Source organism: Pseudomonas sp. DSV-1, assembly GCF_035830915.1.
Classification (GTDB): domain Bacteria; phylum Pseudomonadota; class Gammaproteobacteria; order Pseudomonadales; family Pseudomonadaceae; genus Aquipseudomonas.
The window spans coordinates 548,444-566,825 of the sequence record NZ_JAYMYG010000001.1; the positions used below are offsets into that span (position 1 = coordinate 548,444).

The 18,382-nt window shown below is 50.8% G+C and carries 14 protein-coding genes and 2 pseudogenes; 9 read left to right on the forward strand and 7 right to left on the reverse strand.

Annotated features, from left to right (window positions below):
• Positions 1-94: 94 nt before the first annotated feature.
• Positions 95-436 carry a hypothetical protein gene (locus VSQ83_RS02605; protein ID WP_029612175.1) on the reverse strand — a complete coding sequence of 114 codons (342 nt, stop codon included), beginning with the start codon at positions 434-436 and terminating at the stop codon, positions 95-97.
• A 296-nt stretch (positions 437-732) separates the two neighbouring features.
• Between VSQ83_RS02605 and VSQ83_RS02610 the strand changes: the two are divergent.
• Positions 733-861 (forward strand): annotated as a pseudogene (locus tag VSQ83_RS02610) (hypothetical protein); the annotation flags it as partial.
• A 66-nt stretch (positions 862-927) separates the two neighbouring features.
• On the forward strand, positions 928-1,839 hold the full coding sequence (locus VSQ83_RS02615; RefSeq protein WP_010655496.1) for a cation diffusion facilitator family transporter: 912 nt from the start codon (positions 928-930) through the stop codon (positions 1,837-1,839).
• Between the two features lie 142 nt (positions 1,840-1,981).
• On the opposite strand, the gene VSQ83_RS02620 is transcribed toward VSQ83_RS02615, so the two are convergent.
• Together VSQ83_RS02620 and VSQ83_RS02625 are read right to left on the reverse strand one after the other, a co-directional pair.
• On the reverse strand, positions 1,982-3,412 hold the full coding sequence (locus tag VSQ83_RS02620; protein ID WP_010655497.1) for a heavy metal sensor histidine kinase: 1,431 nt from the start codon (positions 3,410-3,412) through the stop codon (positions 1,982-1,984).
• Positions 3,409-4,083: a heavy metal response regulator transcription factor gene (locus VSQ83_RS02625; protein WP_010655498.1), complete on the reverse strand. Its 675-nt coding sequence runs from the start codon at positions 4,081-4,083 to the stop codon at positions 3,409-3,411. The genes VSQ83_RS02620 and VSQ83_RS02625 overlap by 4 nt, the downstream gene beginning before the upstream one ends.
• 542 nt (positions 4,084-4,625) lie before the next feature.
• On the opposite strand from VSQ83_RS02625, the gene VSQ83_RS02630 reads away from it, so the two are divergent.
• From VSQ83_RS02630 to VSQ83_RS02650, 5 genes are all read left to right on the forward strand, one after another.
• Positions 4,626-5,858, forward strand: a complete 1,233-nt coding sequence (locus VSQ83_RS02630; RefSeq protein ID WP_131690204.1) for a TolC family protein — start codon at positions 4,626-4,628, stop codon at positions 5,856-5,858.
• Positions 5,859-5,945: 87 nt separating this feature from the next.
• The gene (locus VSQ83_RS02635) at positions 5,946-7,172 is read left to right on the forward strand and encodes an efflux RND transporter periplasmic adaptor subunit (protein ID WP_010655500.1); all 1,227 of its coding nucleotides are present in this window, start codon (positions 5,946-5,948) and stop codon (positions 7,170-7,172) included.
• Positions 7,173-7,198: 26 nt separating this feature from the next.
• On the forward strand, positions 7,199-10,363 hold the full coding sequence (locus tag VSQ83_RS02640) for a CusA/CzcA family heavy metal efflux RND transporter (RefSeq protein ID WP_019824158.1): 3,165 nt from the start codon (positions 7,199-7,201) through the stop codon (positions 10,361-10,363).
• A gap of 140 nt (positions 10,364-10,503) precedes the next feature.
• A complete protein-coding gene (locus tag VSQ83_RS02645) occupies positions 10,504-10,701 on the forward strand; it encodes a co-regulatory protein PtrA N-terminal domain-containing protein (RefSeq protein ID WP_010655502.1) in 198 nt (65 codons plus the stop codon).
• A 74-nt stretch (positions 10,702-10,775) separates the two neighbouring features.
• Entirely contained in the window at positions 10,776-11,102 is a 327-nt protein-coding gene (locus VSQ83_RS02650; protein WP_010655503.1) for a DUF2790 domain-containing protein, read from the forward strand.
• Positions 11,103-12,135: 1,033 nt separating this feature from the next.
• Here the strand turns inward: VSQ83_RS02650 and VSQ83_RS02655 are convergent.
• From VSQ83_RS02655 to VSQ83_RS02670, 4 genes and pseudogenes are all read right to left on the reverse strand, one after another.
• Positions 12,136-13,461 carry an OprD family porin gene (locus VSQ83_RS02655; protein WP_010655505.1) on the reverse strand — a complete coding sequence of 442 codons (1,326 nt, stop codon included), beginning with the start codon at positions 13,459-13,461 and terminating at the stop codon, positions 12,136-12,138.
• Positions 13,462-13,784: 323 nt separating this feature from the next.
• Positions 13,785-14,947, reverse strand: a protein-coding gene (locus tag VSQ83_RS02660; RefSeq protein ID WP_326425205.1) for an IS3 family transposase whose coding sequence is annotated in 2 segments (ribosomal slippage) — positions 13,785-14,692 and positions 14,692-14,947 — 1,164 coding nt in all. Because the reading frame shifts where the segments join, the coding sequence is not laid out codon by codon here.
• Positions 14,948-15,013: 66 nt separating this feature from the next.
• Positions 15,014-16,306: pseudogene (locus tag VSQ83_RS02665) on the reverse strand (heavy metal sensor histidine kinase); the annotation flags it as partial.
• Positions 16,303-16,992 carry a heavy metal response regulator transcription factor gene (locus VSQ83_RS02670; RefSeq protein WP_010655513.1) on the reverse strand — a complete coding sequence of 230 codons (690 nt, stop codon included), beginning with the start codon at positions 16,990-16,992 and terminating at the stop codon, positions 16,303-16,305. The gene VSQ83_RS02670 and the pseudogene VSQ83_RS02665, both read right to left, overlap by 4 nt.
• 206 nt (positions 16,993-17,198) lie before the next feature.
• Here VSQ83_RS02670 and VSQ83_RS02675 point away from each other — a divergent pair, with 206 nt between their 5' ends.
• Both VSQ83_RS02675 and VSQ83_RS02680 read left to right on the forward strand, forming a co-directional pair.
• Complete coding sequence (locus VSQ83_RS02675; RefSeq protein WP_048401424.1) at positions 17,199-17,552, forward strand: co-regulatory protein PtrA N-terminal domain-containing protein; 354 nt, start codon at positions 17,199-17,201, stop codon at positions 17,550-17,552.
• A gap of 166 nt (positions 17,553-17,718) precedes the next feature.
• Entirely contained in the window at positions 17,719-18,255 is a 537-nt protein-coding gene (locus tag VSQ83_RS02680) for a cupredoxin domain-containing protein (protein WP_010655515.1), read from the forward strand.
• Positions 18,256-18,382 lie beyond the last annotated feature (127 nt).

The following is an 18,382-nucleotide window of genomic DNA, read 5'->3' on the forward strand; positions in this document are numbered from 1 at the left end:
GGATTCCTGTGATCATCCACTGCACGCATCAAAAGACATGCGCTCAGCTCTTGCATCCCGCCAATGCGGAATGAGGCTCAATATGGGACAGGAATCAAACGCGGGGCGGTCGCCACACCCTGGACGGGGTTTGTGCAGGCAAGGAATCACTAAAGAAGGAAAGTACTACGGGGCTAAACACGGCTACTGAAGGCTTGAAAGTCGAGACTTGCAATATGCCGCCTGCCTTGCATTCCTGTCCCGGTTTACATGGCTTTCCGTGCTCGGACAGGGTTTTCATATCGTTGCAGCAGTCCATGCCCATGTCGTCCATTATCGTCATGCCCATCGTCTTCATGGGGCACGGTTCTATCGATGCCTGAACTCCCGCCATCCCGCTGAGGGGAAGCGCCAAGCTAATCACGAAGATGATGCAAAACTGCACGTAGCGTTTCATTCGCTGGAGTGTAGTCGCTTCAAATGGTCGTTACAAATCGACTCATGTCATTAACACCCTGTCGCCAAGCTCCGACATATAGGTAATGAAGCCGACAAGGAATTAAGCCAACATTACGTTTAGAAAATAGACGCGGACGACGAGCTATCGATCCGCCTATATTTGAATTCATAGTGTTGATCTGAACTCAATCATGGATGAAATGGCTAGCCAACTGAGAAATCAAGCAGAAGCCGAGATGAAAAATTGGCGCGACAAAGACCTATCGGTCTACTAACATCTGATTCCGGGAAGTTTGGGTACAAATAATACGCGTATTCGCAGTACTGCTATTTTCTAGAGTGTGGGTGCCTTGGGGGAGCACAGGTCGCGTCCAAATAAGTGCTTTTCAGTTGCCTCTCTCCAAAACCGAAATCTCTTCTTGAGGAAGATTGACCCGTTGACGATCTTTTGAGTAGTTGCCGCATCCTTTCACCCGCATGGAGAGTCATATGAGCGCTGGTCATAGTCACGGTCAAGCTCGTGCAGGACACGAGAAAAAATTGTGGATCGCTCTGGCGTTAACGACAAGCTTCATGATCGCGGAGGTCATTGGGGCTTTCGTGACAGGCAGCTTGGCGTTGTTATCCGATGCGGCTCACATGCTAACTGATTCCACTGCCTTGGCTATTTCATTGATAGCTATTCAAATTGCCAAACGCGCTGCGGATAAAAAACGGACATTCGGCTATGCACGATTTGAGATCCTCGCAGCTGCTTTTAACGCGATTTTGTTGTTTATGGTGGCGGTGTACATCTTGTATGAAGCTTATCAGCGGTTTAAAGCCCCGACAGAAATCCAATCGACAGGGATGCTGATCGTCGCAGTGATCGGACTAGTTGTGAACCTTGTTTCAATGCGGTTGCTAATGTCTGCCAGTGCCGAAAGTCTTAACGTAAAAGGCGCGTACCTAGAAGTATGGAGCGACATGTTGGGCTCCATGGGCGTAATAGGGGCGGCATTGATCATTCGTTTTACCGGATTCACTTGGGTTGACTCGATCGTTGCCGCAGCTATCGGCCTGTGGGTGCTTCCCAGAACCTGGGTTTTGCTCAAAGAAAGCATGAACATCCTGTTGCAAGGGGTTCCGGATGGCATCGATATCGCTGAAGTGGAAGCGTGCATCAGGGCGGTTGAAGGCGTTGAGGATATCCATGACCTGCATATCTGGGCCCTGACCAGCGGCAAGAATGTCATGAGTGCTCACCTTGTAATCCTGCGTAGCTCCCGAACTGAGCAAGATATATTGGCTGAGGTGACTCGGCTGATGAGCGAGGTATTCCATATCAGCCATACGACTCTTCAATTGGAAAACTTACAGTTTCATGCAACGCTTGAAGAAAACGAAGGCATGCAGCACTAGAGCGGGATCTTGCAAACATCTCATGTCGGAGTAGGGGCTGCTGCGATGTACTCAGAACTCAGCGGACATTAAAAAACCTGACCACAGGCGCATATCCAGTGGTGCAGGGAGGGTTGCACAGGTTTGTTGCGGGAATTTACCCTTAAACCTTTCTAGCCTGTTGCCAAGTGGTCTGTCCGTCGAGGTTTGGGAAGCTCAGCCTGAAAACGGTCATGCTGCCAGGCATGCTTTGAACATCCGCAGTTCCCTGGTGGAGGCTCATGATCGATCGAACAATAGCTAAACCAAGACCAGTGCCACCCTCAGCACGCGAGCGACTTGTATCAATTCGATAAAAGCGGTCAAACAAGTGCAGCAGATGCTGAGGTTCGATTCCTGCTCCAGGGTTGCCTACAAGTAGCGATACCTGTTTGGCATAGTTTTCAATAACAATTGAAATAGATTGTCCCGCAGGGCAATGGCGTATTGCGTTGGACAATAGATTGGATATTGCTCGCTGTATCATTAACCTGTCGCCAATGGTCTTGCCATTTCCGGTAACATTCAGGGTGATACGTTTCTCTTCCGCAGACAGTGAAAACAGATCGACCACCTTAAATGCTTCATCTTCTAAGGTGATTATTTCGAACGGGACAAGTGCCGCGGGATGGCTGACCTGAGCTAAGAAGAGCATATCCGAGACAATTCGCGTGACACGGCCCAACTCCTCGGTGCATGACTCCAGCACAGCTTTGTATTCTTCTGCCGGACGCTCCCGAGAAAGGGTAACCTGGGCCTTGCCCATCAAATTGGTGATCGGGGATCGTAATTCATGGGCTAAGTCATCTGAAAATTGCGACAGCTGCTGAATACCGCTGTCGAGCCGGTGCAGCATGAAGTTGATGCCATGAGCCAACTCACTAAGCTCCTGAGGCATTTTAACAACAGAAAGTCGATGGTTGAGATCTTGAGCCGAGATCATGGCGGCGACCTTCCGGAACTCTCTCAGTGGAGAAAGTCCTTGTTGTACTACGGCCCAAGCACTTGCTCCGATGAGTATCAGTAAAAGCGGTAGTGCAATAACCGTCGACCTAAGGTACGCGCTGAGCAGCGCTTCATCGTTCGCACAATCCATCGACAGCAATACGGGAACACTTACACCATTCTTTAATGGGATGAGCTTGGATGCGGTAAGGAAGTGTCGACCTTCACCATCTGAATTGGTGGAATAGGAAACCTTGTCAACGGCAGCAGTCGCAGCTTTCAACTCAGTCCGCGGATCCGACAATCCAGGCCCAAATTTCAGTAAGGGCGCCCTGAGGTTTTTCAGGTCATAGATGGTCAGATTCAGATTGTCATGTCCCATGACTTGATCCAGTAACGAATGCGGTTTTGAATTTACGTCGGCCGTGTCATCGTATAGCGAGAGGCTATGTTCAACCTGCTCCATCTTATTGATCAGGCTGTTTTTTGCCAACTTATCCAGCTCATGCGTCAGCGCAAAAAAGGCCAAGACAGCCAAAAACACTACCAACAACGCCCCTAAAATACTTACTGTCAAGCCTAGTCGCATTGACAGGCTGACCGGCTTCATACACGCGCCTCTAATACGTAACCAACACCGCGAAGGGTGTGGATCAACTTGTTATCGAAGGGGTCATCTATTTTGGCCCTCAGCCTACGGATTGAAACCTCGACAACGTTAGTGTCGCAATCAAAATTCATATCCCAGACCAGTGAAATGATTTGGGTGCGAGAAAGCACTTCTCCAGTTTGGCGCATCAGCAAGTGCAGCAGCGCAAACTCCTTGGTTGTCAGATCTATGCGCTGCTCACCGCGAAAAGCACGATGACGTCCTTGGTCTAGTTCCAGGTCGGCTACTTTTAGTACCTGCGGGACAGGTATGTGCTCACTGCGACGCATCAGGGTTCGTACCCGTGCAAGTAACTCAGGAAATTCAAACGGTTTAACCAGATAATCATCGGCACCCAAATCTAGTCCGCGTATCTTGTCCGCTAGGCGCCCTCGGGCCGTCAACATCATGACCCGGGCATTACTGCTTTGTCGTAGACGTTCAAGAACACCCCAGCCATCAAGTTCGGGAAGATTAACGTCAAGTATCACCAAATCATAAACATGTTGGCGCGCCAGATGTAGTCCATCCGCGCCAGTTATCGCACGATCAACAATGTAGCCACTTTCAGTCAGTCCCTGATGTAAGTATTCGGCAGTTTTGAGCTCGTCCTCAACTACAAGGATTCGCATGACATTTCACCTTCTTAATGACTAGAGTTAAAGGGGGCTCAGAAAAATAATAACCGTATTAGTGTGGTTTTCTGATTGGTGCTATCTTTTAATAGGATTTTCAATCCTCATATGGTTTGAATAACTTACGAGATGACAGCCCTCATTCTAAAGCCTGTAGCTGCTTCAGGGTCAAGCCAAAGCTGCGGTTTTGAGGCGCCAAAGCTAGGGTTGCGACAATCTGTCGCGGGAAATAATCCAGGGGCTATGTAGCACATCGTGTGCTCATATGAATACCCCAATTCGACAAGTGCGCTTCGGCAGATAATTGCTGAATTTTTGTTTCATCATATTGCTGCCTTAAGTTTTTTCTTTTTTAACACCTCCTATATTAGAGCAAAATCTACAGTAGTAGAGCTGGATAACATATTTGTAATTCTTCAGTCACCTTGTTGATAAGTGAAGAACTCTACAGTTACTACGTTGAGAAAATTCGCTTTAAAGGAAATATAAAATTGCGTTGGCTTAGAAAGTTCATTACCCCCTTGCGTATCATAAAATCCATGTTGGTAATAGGCCTAAGTTGCACGCTTGCACTATCAGGCACGGCTTTTTCCGCTGGTTCGGCTTCACAGGCGCTGACAATGGATCAAGTTCTTCAAATGGCGTTTGCCAACAATCCTGACCTAGCGGCAGCACAGTGGGAAATTGGTATCACTCAGGGAGATCGGCAGCAGGCGAGCTTGATTCCCAATCCTGAGTTGTCTTGGGAGGCTGAGGATACCCGGCGAAATTCGCGCACTACGACGGTGATGATCAATCAGCCGATCGAGCTTGGCGGTAAGCGAGGCGCTAGGATCGAAGTGGCAAGTCGAGCGCAAGATGCAGCCGAGATTGAATTGGAGCGCAAGCGTAATGCTCTACGTGCCGATGTCATTCAGGCGTTTTACAACACATCTACGGCTCAGCAAAGGTTGCTGTTATCACGTCAATCACTTGAGCTCGCACAGCGTGGCTTGCATGTAGCTCAAGGTCGCATCAGTAGTGGCAAGTCATCGCCTGTTGAAGGTACGCGAGCAGAAGTCCAGTTGTCGGAGGTACGCCTAGAGCTGAAACGGGCAGAGCGAGATGAGGCAAATGCCTATCAACAACTCGCTCGAGTCATGGGTGTGCCTTTGCCGGCGTTTGCGTCTGTAAGTGATTCAAGTCAGCCAATGCCAACTGTACCGGAACCTTCGCTGCTCCTTAATCGCATAGGTCAGACTGCGGAGTTACGGTTGGCAAAGCTGCAAATTGACCAGCGTGAAGCCTCACTTGGCTTGGAGAAAGCCCAGCGCATTCCTGACCTAACCGTAAGTTTAGGTAGCCAATACGATGAACGGGAGCGTGAGCGCGTGAATGTCGTAGGGCTGTCGATGCCCATCCCATTATTCAATCGTAACCAGGGCAATGTGTTGGCAGCCGCCCGCCGAACTGATCAGGCCCGCGACCTTCGCAATGCCAGCGAGTTACGCCTGCGCACAGAAATTCAGACCACTCTAGCTCAGTGGAATACAGCGAACACTGAAATCACGTCGTTCAATCAAACCATCCTACCTGCCGCGCAAAGTGCTGTAGATACCGCTACCCGTGGTTTCGAAATGGGGAAATTCAACTTCCTAGATGTGCTAGATGCCCAGCGCACCTTAATCAGCGCACGCGGTCAGTACATCCAGGCCATTGCTGAGGCGACAGACGCCTGGGTGCGTATCGAGCGAATTTTCGGTGATGTCGACAAGCTCACTCATACCCCTTGAATTTCATATAACACTTTTTTAACCGCTACTCAGCATCGCAGTGCCACGGTAATCCGTGACTGCCCACTGAGCTGCGTAGGGAGTCCCATGGATAAAAAACAAATCCTTGTCACCGCACTGACCCTCACGGTGGGCATATGTGTTGGTTCGCTCTGGATGGGTAGCACGTCAACAGCGTCCACCGGCGTACAGACGCAAGAAGAACAGGGCCACGATGCTGATCACAGCAACGAGGGTGCGGCCAAGGAGTCAGTTGATGGCGGGCATGCAGAAGGGGAAGCAGAAGAAGGTCACCTGACTCTGAGCGACGATCAGATCAGATCTGCCGGCATTCAGTTAATCGAAGCTAAGGAACAGAGCATCAGCCTCTCATTGCCGTTTCCTGGAGAAGTCCGTTTCGATGAAGACCGTACTGCGCATGTGGTACCCCGGGTTCCTGGTGTCGTCGAGTCGGTACATGTCAATCTTGGCCAAACAGTGAAAAAAGGTCAGCTACTAGCCGTGATTGCCAGTCAACAAATTTCTGATCAGCGCAGTGAGCAAGCCGCAGCGCAACGTCGTCTAGAGTTGGCGCGCACTACCTACGAGCGTGAACGCCAGTTATGGCAGGACAAAATCTCTGCCGAACAGGATTTCCTTCAAGCCCGTCAGGCTCTGCAAGAGGCCGAAATCGCTGTCAGTAATGCCCGACAAAAAATCAGCGTACTTAGTGGCAGCTCGGTGACCAGTGGTGGCAACCGGTATGAGCTGCGTGCACCGTTCGATGGCGTTGTGGTCGAAAAGCACTTGGGCCTTGGTGAGGTTGTCAGTGAAACCAGCAATGCGTTCACACTCTCGGACTTGTCGCATGTTTGGGTGACTTTTGGCGTTTCCCCTAAGGATTTGAGCAAAGTCCTGGTGGGCAAGTCTGTCACGGTTAGTGCCGCTGAGTTGAATGCGGAAGTTACGGGTGCCGTGGCCTACGTTGGGAGTTTACTGGGTGAGCAGACTCGTACCGCCACTGTCCGTGTGTCCATAGCGAATCCGCAAGGAGCTTGGCGTCCCGGGCTGTTCGTAACCGTACTGGTTGATACCGATACCCGGCTGGCGAAAGTCGCAGTACCAGAAGCAGCAATCCAGACGGTCGAGGATAGGCCAACAGTTTTCGTGCGAACTGATGACGGGTTTAAGGCGCAAGCAGTAGTAATAGGTAGTCGTGCAGCAGGTCTGGCTGAGATCACAGAGGGCCTGGAGCCCGGAGCTCAAGTCGCTGCTGCCGGCAGCTTCATTCTGAAATCAGAACTGGGTAAAGCCTCGGCTGAACACGCCCACTGATCCGCCACTTCCACGAGAAGGTTCTCATGTTCGAACGCCTAATCCAATTTGCCATCGAGCAACGCATAATCGTCCTGCTCGCGGTTCTCCTCATGGCCGGACTCGGCATTGCTAGCTACCAGAAGCTGCCGATCGACGCCGTGCCCGACATCACCAACGTCCAGGTGCAAATCAATACTGGTGCCGCAGGTTTCTCGCCACTGGAGACTGAGCAGCGCATCACTTTCCCTATTGAAACCGCCATGGCAGGTCTGCCGGCACTTGAGCAGACGCGTTCACTCTCACGCTCGGGTCTTTCACAAGTTACGGTGATTTTCAAGGAAGGCACCGACCTATTCTTCGCCCGGCAATTGGTCAATGAACGATTGCAGATGGCAAAGGAACAATTGCCCGAAGGCGTGGAAGCTGTCATGGGGCCGATTTCTACCGGTTTGGGTGAGATTTTTCTGTGGACTGTCGAGGCCCGAGAAGACGCCGTAAAAGAGGATGGTAGCCCCTATACGCCGACCGACCTGAGGGTAATCCAAGATTGGATTATTAAACCTCAGCTGCGCAACGTTCCTGGGGTCGCCGAAATTAACACCATTGGCGGATTCGCCAAGGAATACCAGATTGCTCCGGATCCAAAACGCTTGGCCGCTTACAAGCTGACCCTGACAGACATTGTGACCGCGCTGGAAAGCAACAACGCTAACGTAGGAGCCGGCTACATTGAGCGCAGTGGCGAACAACTACTGATTCGTGCCCCTGGCCAAGTGGCGACCACCGACGACATCGCCAATATCGTGATCGCCAACGTCGATGGCACTCCTATACGTATTAAAAATGTGGCGACCGTGGATATTGGGCGTGAAATGCGTACCGGTGCGGCGACCGAAAACGGTCGTGAAGTCGTACTCGGCACGGTGTTCATGCTGATAGGCGAGAACAGCCGTACCGTCTCTCAGGCCGTTGCAGTCAAGCTAGAGCAAATCAACCGTTCACTGCCCAAAGGGGTGGTTGCGATCACTGTTTACGACCGTACTAACTTGGTAGACAAGGCTATTGCCACGGTCAAGAAGAATCTGATTGAAGGTGCAATCCTAGTAATCGCGATTTTGTTCCTATTCCTAGGCAATATTCGCGCAGCACTGATCACTGCCATGGTCATTCCTTTAGCCATGCTCTTTACCTTCACAGGCATGTTCACCAACAAAGTCAGCGCCAACCTGATGAGCCTGGGGGCTCTGGACTTCGGTATTATCGTCGACGGTGCAGTGGTTATTGTCGAAAATGCTATACGGCGCCTCGCCAATGCGCAGCACCATCACGGGCGCCTCCTAACTCGCTCCGAGCGCTTTCACGAAGTGTTTGCAGCAGCCAAGGAAGCCCGTCGACCACTGATTTTCGGGCAGTTGATCATCATGGTCGTTTATCTACCTATTTTTGCCCTGACCGGTGTCGAAGGGAAAATGTTCCACCCCATGGCGTTCACCGTCGTGATCGCCTTGCTAGGCGCGATGCTGCTGTCCGTAACCTTTGTTCCTGCGGCAATTGCCATGTTCGTGACGGGCAAAGTCAAGGAAGAAGAGAACGTGGTAATGCGAGGAGCGCGACGGGCTTATGCCCCCGCGCTGGATTGGGTCATGAGTCATCGATCGCTGGCATTTGCCATGGCATTAGGTGTCATCGCTGCGAGTGGCGTGGTCGCCAGTCGAATGGGCAGTGAGTTTGTACCTAGTCTCAGCGAAGGCGATTTTGCACTGCAAGCATTACGAGTACCCGGTACAAGTCTGACGCAATCGGTGGAAATGCAGCAGCGCCTAGAAAAGCTTGTGCTGGAAAAAGTGCCTGAAGTCGAACGGATGTTTGCTCGAACCGGTACTGCAGAGATTGCTTCCGATCCAATGCCGCCGAACATCTCTGATAGTTATGTGATGCTCAAACCGAAGGATCAATGGCCTGATCCAAGTAAATCCCGGGAGACGTTGACAGAAGAGATCCAGAAAGCAGCGGCTGCTATGCCCGGTAGCAACTATGAGCTTTCCCAGCCTATCCAACTACGTTTCAACGAGTTGATTTCAGGCGTGCGAAGTGATGTGGCGGTCAAGGTCTTCGGTGATGACATGGCAGTGCTTAACAGTACCGCTGCGAAAATTGCCGCGTCAATGCAGGGGGTCGATGGCGCCTCCGAGGTCAAAGTCGAACAGACAACGGGGCTACCTGTACTGACCATAAACATAGACCGCGACAAAGCCGCACGTTACGGTCTGAACGTTGGAGACGTTCAAGACACCATTGCGGTGGCTGTCGGTGGCCGCCAGGCCGGGACGATGTATGAGGGAGATCGCCGCTTCGACATAGTGGTGCGTTTATCCGACGCCATGCGTAAGGACGTTGAGGGGTTGTCCACACTGCTGATTCCAGTCCCGGCGCTGCTCAATGGCAATGCCGATCAGATCGGTTTTATTGCCCTTTCAGAAGTGGCGACCCTCGATCTTGTACTTGGCCCGAATCAGATCAGTCGTGAGAACGGTAAGCGTCTGGTCATTGTCAGCGCCAATGTACGTGGACGGGATATCGGCTCATTCGTTAAGGAGGCTAGCATCGCCATTGATCAGCAGGTAGAGATTCCGGCCGGTTATTGGGCTACCTGGGGTGGGCAGTTTGAACAACTTCAATCAGCTGCCAAACGCTTGCAGATAGTTGTCCCTGTGGCTCTGCTCTTGGTATTCACCCTGCTGTTCATGATGTTTAACAATCTCAAAGACGGCATGCTGGTATTCACCGGGATTCCATTCGCATTGACGGGTGGTGTTATGGCGTTGTGGCTACGTGATATCCCACTGTCGATCTCGGCGGGTGTTGGTTTCATTGCATTGTCGGGTGTGGCAGTGCTGAACGGTCTGGTGATGATTGCTTTTATCCGCAACCTTCGAGAAGAGGGACATTCGTTGAATTCTGCGATCAATGAAGGAGCGCTAACGCGGTTGCGCCCAGTATTAATGACAGCTTTGGTGGCATCCCTTGGCTTTATCCCCATGGCTCTAGCTACTGGAACAGGCGCGGAAGTCCAGCGGCCCCTAGCTACCGTTGTAATCGGGGGAATACTGTCCTCAACTGCGTTGACCCTACTTATACTTCCTGCGTTATATCACTGGGCACACCGTAAAGATGAAGAGGCAGGCAGCGAAAAACAAGAAATAGTATAGCAGTTTGTTTTTAAAGCCCGCTGCTGATCCTCATTAGCGGGCTACTTATATCAATGATGACGGATATGTAATCTTAGTGCCACCGTATTGATAGCTTCGTATTGATACTCTAATGCCAGTATTTAATATGAGGTGTCGAAATGAAAATCGCACAAATTTACGCTCTTGTAGGAGCATTGATTCTTTCTTCCACTGCATTGGCTGAGGGTGGTGGAGACCGGACTTTTTCTAGAGCTACTCAAGCTACCGAGCAGGCTATGGAGAAGTTTTTAGCCAAAGAGCTGAAAAAAACTCCTCCGAAAATGTCAGGCGGTGATAAGGGCCAGATTAGTAAGTAAATGTAGTGGTGCTACACATAAGCCCCGCCCCGATTCCGGTTGCGGGGTTTTTATTGACATGTGAGGTGCAAAAAGTGAAGACTATTAATTCTGTGATTTTTATTGTGGTCGCTGCGATCTCTTCAAGCGTATTTGCTAAAGATAGTGACAAGGTTTTTGAAAAAAGAATGAGTGCCAACTCCGTAGCTATGGAGCAGTATGCGATTAGGCATGGAAAAAATATTCCCGTAGCTAAGCAATATAAATACGGAATGAAATTAGATGTTGTGAATGTAGTTAGCATGGTGCGACCAGCGAAAGGGTGCGGGGTGATGCCCGCAGCTATGACATACGAAGACTCTGAAGGAGTACTGAATACAGTCAGATACACAGTGGCCGGAACATGCCGTAAAGGTGGTTAGCCTCTACGCTCTTGGCATAGGGGCTCATATTTTTGACGTGCGTCATAAGACATAAAATGTGGGGGGTGTTTACGGCAGATCGAGTAGGAGGCGGGGTTACCCCCGCCGTCCTCTCACACCACCGTACGTACGGTTCCGTATACGGCGGTTCCTGCCTACTGAAAAACAACGTCAGCGAGCTTGGTTCCGTTGATGTGTCGCCTGTGGTATCTAAGCGCCCAGACCGGCCCTCGGAGCTTCCGGCTCCTACCTCCTGATGGTCTCGACCCCCGCTACGCGGAGTTTCTGCTTTACGCTCCAACAGAGATCACACCCGACTGTCCACTCATGGCAGGTTCAGCCCTTCATTGCTCCGGTTTCGAGCAACTACTACGGCCTCGGCTGACTTCTGTCGCCCATCCCGTCATCTCGCGATGCCGGTAGCACGTGGCAGGCTAAACAGATCTCCCAGGGTAATTCGCGCGACCTTCCTGCTTATGCCTGTCGGATCTACGTCGTAGCGTTCCGTGCAAGTATTGGGCTTTGACGATTTGCGCCGTCTTACCCCGCTACGCCGCCTAATCCGCTTCCTGTTCGTCAGGCCAGCATTTTGCCTAAGGCTTCCTTCAGATTCGCAGTCGCCCGCGACACCCTTGCCTTCGGCTAACACTTCCCCTTGCTGGGTGTGTAGAGGACTTGCACCTCCAAGTCACCAGCGTGGCCACCACAGCCAAGCTGATTGCGCTCACGCGCAACGCGCCATGCCTGGCGCACGCATAAAAAAGACGCCCCGAAGGGCGTCTTAAAATACATCGTATTTAGATGAGTGATCTAAAAGTGGATGCGGAGCTTCAACTTGACAGCAGTGAGTTTCAGGTTTTTGCAGGGTATTACTTACCTGTAGCAATCTGGCCAGATGCGCTAGCAGATTGCTATAAACTCCAGTTTACTATAAGTGACTTAAGCTAACAGGAAGATGATTGAAAAATTACATTTTTGAAATTTTTCAGCAAAAAAGTAATGTTCGTCTAGGATGATTCATCCTGCGCAGATCTTAAAGAATAGCTAATGGATACTCAATAATCACACGAACCTCATCCAGATCCGACTCAAATGTGGTTGCACGAGTATTAGCTTGCCGTAGGCGCAAAGACATATCTTTCAAGGTGCCTGTCTGAACGACATATTTTACTTCGATGTCACGCTCCCAACGTTTCTGGTCGGTAAGTGGGTTTCCATCCGCATCGCGTCTCATGTACGTCGTATTGGCGTTAGAGTAATCAGCATCAGTGCCACGACCGTAACGCGTCATAAACGACAAGCCAGGCACGCCATACGATGTCATGTCGAGGTCGTAGCGAACCATCCAAGAGCGTTCTTTAGGTGAGTTGAAATCACTGTACTGAATTGAGTTATCAAGAAAGATCGAGTCCGACTGACGCAGGTAATCGAAATCGTTATTGCCATTATTTCTCTGATGGGATAGTGCAAGTGTGTGTGCACCATACTTCACGCCTACTTTACCGCTCCATATGTTATTGTCGAAATCGCCAAGTAATTTTTTTCCTTCGTCGACGGCCTTATAATAGTTAAGGCCTCCGAATACGGAAAGCTCATTTGATAATGAGTAGTTTAGCCCGGTGCCAGCATAGTATTGATTCCATGCGTCCTTGAGGCGACTGGAGTAAAGACTAAGGGTGACGTTTTTGTTTAAGTTATAATCACCACCAAAGTAGCCTACCCAAGGCGAGTTAACAGGCCCAGCATAGAAGGTCGCAAAGTTGTCGCGCATGTTGCTCGAAACTGGCTGGCTCATGGCATGTAGGCGACCGCCCTGAACGGTCAAGCCTTCAATGCTAGTATTGGTTGCTGTGACGCCAGTGAAACTTTCCGGTAGTAGTCTTGAGTCGCCAGCAGCCACAACTGGGGTGGATGGGAATACGTCACCGACTTTTACTACGGTGTCAAAGGCGCGAATTTTTGCCGCACCTCCCACTTTTGTGTATTCGTCCCTTGCCTCTCCGTTGCTATTGACTGGAAGGACATCAAATGAACTACGGCCGCCATTACGGCCGCCACCCGTGTCGAGTTTTATTCCAATCATAGCAAACGCATCCACTCCGACACCGATTGTGCCCAGGGTAAATCCAGACTCGAATTTAGTAATAATCGCGTTTGCCCATGCTTCGGAATATCCATTGCCTGTAGGGCTTGACTCTCCGTTACGATGTTCGCGATTGAAGTAGTAGTTGCGGTTAAGGACGGTAAGGCTACTATCCTCTATAAAACCGCCATTTTTTTCTTCCGCAATCACCATTGGCGGCACAGAGCTGACAATCATTGCCATAGCGGCTATCGAAAACTTTGTATTGTTAATCATTAATCACTCCTTCGGTTCGGCAGAACTAGAAAGCACTTCGGCTGGAATTGTTGTTTTAAGGAAGCTGGTCGCGCTTCCTGTATCATCGCCGAGTTGTATCGTTGCAATCTGTAGATAACAGGGGCATGATTGAGAAATTACAATTTTGTAATATTCGGCGGCTTTCTTGAAATGTTGACGCGCGTACCGTGCGATCAGCCGTTTACGGATCTGAGTTTTTACAATGCTAGTTGCTACACAGTGCTCACTTAGCGACCAGAAATCTCTAATTCGCACGTGAGAGGTGCGGATGCGCGGTGCTCGACCAGCTATAAGTGTAGTGGTCAACTCATCCCGGACACGGTTTTGAGTTTTTCTTCCGTTTTCGCTGGGGCCAATCCATCGTTAAATTGATGAGGTCGGATCCAGTTGTAGTGATGCATCAGGTACTGGCTAATATCTCTCTGAGCCTGGTGGCCGGTCATGTAGCCAGTGGTTGGTATCCACTCTGTTTTCAAGCTGCGAAAAACCCGCTCCATCGGCGCATTATCCCAGCAGTTTCCTCGGCGGCTCATACTCTGACGCATGCGATAACGCCACAGCCGCTGGCGAAAGTTGCGGCTGCCATATTGGGATCCCTGGTCTGAGTGAAATAGCAGGCCTTGCGGCTTGCCACGCTGCTCGTAAGCCACATCCAACGCCTTGATCACCAAGTCTGCATCCGGCTTTTCTGATAACGCCCAGCCCACCACTCGGCGAGCGTAAAGATCCATGACAACCGCAAGGTAGTGCCATTTCCCCTGTGCCCAGATGTAGGTGATGTCGCCGCACCAGACCTGGTTGGGCGCTTCGACATCAAATTCTCGGTTCAATATATTTGGGATATCCGGCCGATCGACTGTCGCCTTTTTATAGGCGTGTGATCCTGGCTGCTTGCTGACCAACTCCAGCTCACGCATCAGCCTGCGTACCTTAAACCGTCCAATTTGCTCACCTTCTTCTTGCATCATCAACGTGATGCTTCGACTGCCGGGAGCACTTCGGCCCTGGGTGAACAACTCGCTCACTCGGCTACGCAGCCTGAGCCGCTCAACATCTGGTGTTCGCCGCCTTAGACGATGCGCGTAGTACCCCGAACGAGCGACCTCAAACGCCTCGCACAAGCAGTCAACAGGCTCATGGACGCTTAGCTGATTGATCAGCGCGTACGCTCGAGATCTTCCGACATCAAGAGCGCGGTAGCCTTTTTTAATATTGATTTCTCGCGCTCGAGGCGAGCAATCCGAGCTTCCAACTCCTGGATTTTTTGCTGCTCTGGTGTCAGGGCCTTGCTCTGGGGCGTGACGCCGGTGCGCTCTTGCTGAAGCTGGTCGACCCAGCGGCGCAGCGCCGACTCACCAACACTCAGTGAACGACTGGCTTCGATGAAGCTGTAGTTTTGCTTGAGCACGAGGTCGGCAGCCTCGCGTTTGAATTCAGCGGAAAAGGTACGGCGTTGTTTGGTCATCTGACACCTCGATCTGGCGAGTATTCTCGCCTAAAAGGGTGTCCGGTTTCATTAGACCACTACATTTATCGATCGGGTGATCGATAAACCTAGCCCGGCGTTGCTTGGGCTCCCTTCTCTACGCGCAGGGTCCACTCGATAAAATCGATCGAAAAGCTTTTCAAGATGCTCAGGCGCAATGGACTCTCCAGGATTTTCCACTACGACCAATACCGACGTTCCTTTTTGTTGGATATCGACATTGATGCACTTCCCTTCAGAGGTATACCTGAGCGCATTTGATAGCAGATTAGAGATGGCTCGGTGCAGCATTAGAACATCGCCTCGGACGCTACCCCGCCCTGAAACCGTGAGGCCAATCCCTCGCTCATCAGCTAGTAGAGAGTAGTACTCCTGTAATTTCTCCACTATCTCTACTAGGTCTATCGGTTTCTTCTCGTGTGAAATCAGACCGTTGTCTGATTTTGCCAGAAAAAGCATGTCATCAATCATCCGACTCATACGCTTCAAGTCATCAAGATTTGAATACAAATTGTCTTCGTAGTCCTCAATATTTCTTTTTCTAGAAAGCACTACTTCTGTGTGGGTCATCAAATTGCTGACCGGCGTCCGTAACTCGTGAGCGATGTCCGCGGAAAAATTCGATAAACGGACAAATGCATCATCCAGCCTGGATAACATTGCGTTGAACGACAGCACCATCTGCTGAAGTTCTTTAGGAACAGATGCTAAGGGAATGCGCTCCTTAAGGGATTTAGCTGACATTGAAGCAGTGACCCGAGTGACTTGACGTATAGGCCGCAGACCGCTGCTCGCGACCATCCAACCCAAGGCAGCACTGATCAGCGCGCTGATCACCAGCCCTATCCAAAACCACCGCTCAAGTGTCTCGAAGAAAGACATATGCTGAGTCACATCAAAGATCAACATAACGGTTAATGGCCTGTCTTGCCCCGTCACGATCACTTGTGCAGTCACTCCACGGAACATTTTCTCCTGCTCCCGCCACTCCCAGACGTTGCTGTTCGGGATCGTACGAAATTCCTCTGGAACATCGATCGAGCCGGGATCAGCAAACAGTAACTTCCCGTCACCATCGATTATTATGGCAGTCAAATCACGGTGAGCACCAAGCAGCGCCTCCAGCTCAGGCTTAACATCACTGAATTGATCGATGCTATTCAATCCAGTCAAAATTCTCTGAGTAGAATGGAGCTTTTCGCTTAGTGCCTGTTGATCCAGCATCTTGAAGTGATGCTGGCTAAGGTTATTGAAGCTGAGGCCGGCAATAGTGAGCACCGCCGTTACAGCCAGCATGAACATCAGACTCATACGGCTCGTCAGAGACATTCGCTTCATTTCGACTCCGAATCAGGAGAGTCGAGCATGTAACCCATACCTCGCGAGGTATGAATCAGCTTGACCTCAAAATCATCATCGATTTTGGCTCTCAGTCGCCTGATCGCCACCTCGATAACGTTGGTATCGCTATCAAAATTCATGTCCCAAACTTGGGAAGCGATAAGCGATTTTGGCAACACCTCTCCTCGACGACGCAGCAACAGCTCAAGCAAAGCAAACTCTTTAGCTGTCAGATCTATACGTTTACCTCCACGGATGGCCCGACGCTTAAGCAGGTCCACTTCCAGATCGGCCAATTTCATATAGGTTTGCGAGGGAGCGCTGCTACCCCTACGCAGCAGCGTTCTAACGCGAGCCAAAAGCTCAGAAAAGGCGAACGGTTTGATCAGGTAATCATCTGCCCCGAGTTCAAGGCCCTTCACTCGATCTTCGACGCGGTCTCGCGCCGTGAGGAAGAGCACGGGAACATCCTTCCCGGATGCACGTACCTTCTGGAGGACTTCCCAGCCATCCAGCCCAGGCATCATGACGTCGAGAATCAGCAGGTCATAGGCTTCGCTCAAGGCGTGCTGAAGTGCCTCTTTGCCATCGGTAAACCGATCAACATTGAACCCCGCCTCGGTGAGTCCTTGCTGCAAATAGATGCCTATTTTTGGTTCGTCTTCAGCAACAAGAAGTCTCATAGGAGTGGCTCTCAAGTAATTATGAAACGGAGTCTGCAACGAAAAACACAAGCCAAGCAGCAACTGACAGAAAAGTAATATTGGCTTCAGGTATATGTCAGCGACCGCTGTCTATGGTCAAAAATGAGCATTTCCCTAATGCTCAGCCGACTCTTCAGCATGAAACGTATTTGGAGCCGGAAAACAATTCCAAAAGGAGCGGCACCATGAATCGCTTAAAAGTTCTTATTCTTGTGAGCTCGCTACTCGTCTCGTCTTCTCTATGGGCTGAAAGTGGCGGAGACCGGGTTGTCGAGCGTATGGAAAACCTGCGCAACAAGGCTGAAGCTGTGCTTATACAAGCTGAAAGAGCTCCTGAAGGGCAGCGTCATGTCCACATGGCCGAGCATATGAATATGCTTGGGGAGATCATGAGTCAGCTCCATCAAGATCACCCAGACGCATCGATGTCACCTCAGCAGCACCTCGCTTGGATGGAAAAGCACGACAAAATAGTTGATGACGTTTTGAGCCAAATGCAGCGTGAGCACAAATTGATGCTTTCTGAAAACCATCAGTGACCAACCTAGTCTCATTGGGGTTTGTTAACCGCTCCGCTGAACACGGCGTTACCTGGGCGCCGTGTTTTCTTTTGAAAACTGACAGAAATGTAGTGTTCAGGTCAGTTAACTAGCAGCTCATTCCCTTTAGCATAGCCAGTGATTCCCTCTTACTCTCGAGGTCACCATGAAAGCTAAGCTCATTACCCCTGTTATTGCGGCAATCACCCTAATCTTCGGTGCTACGGCGATCGCCAGTGTTGGTCATGGTAAAGAGGACATCGGCCAGCCCGGTGTCTCTTCTAAGGTTACCCGTACGGTGGAAGTGGAGATGGGTGATGTTTTCTTCAAACCTAAAAGCATCGACGTCAAACCGGGTGAAACGGTCCGATTCGTCCTTCGCAATGAGGGTTCGCTGCTGCACGAGTTCAACATCGGCAAAGCCGCTGCTCATGCGGCACACCAAAAAGAAATGGCGAACATGTTCCAGAACGGGGCGCTAAGCCCCACCGGGGCCGGGAAAATGATGAGCGACATGGGCCATAGCATGGGAGGGATGAAGATGGTCGAAATGGAACACAACGACCCGAACAGCGTGCTGATCGAGCCAGGCGCAACCAAGGAGCTGATCTGGACCTTCAACACCACCACTGGGCTTCAATTTGCTTGCAACGTGCCGGGGCATTATCAATCAGGGATGGTCGGTCAGATTGTCCTGAAGTAGGTCGTAGTAGGCTGCAAACCACGCGTCGACGAAAGCGTTGGCGCGTGATAATCAACCGGCGTTCGATCCGCGCAGATCACGTTACCCTGGAAGAGTTGCGGGCACCATTGGAGGCCATAGTGAGGAG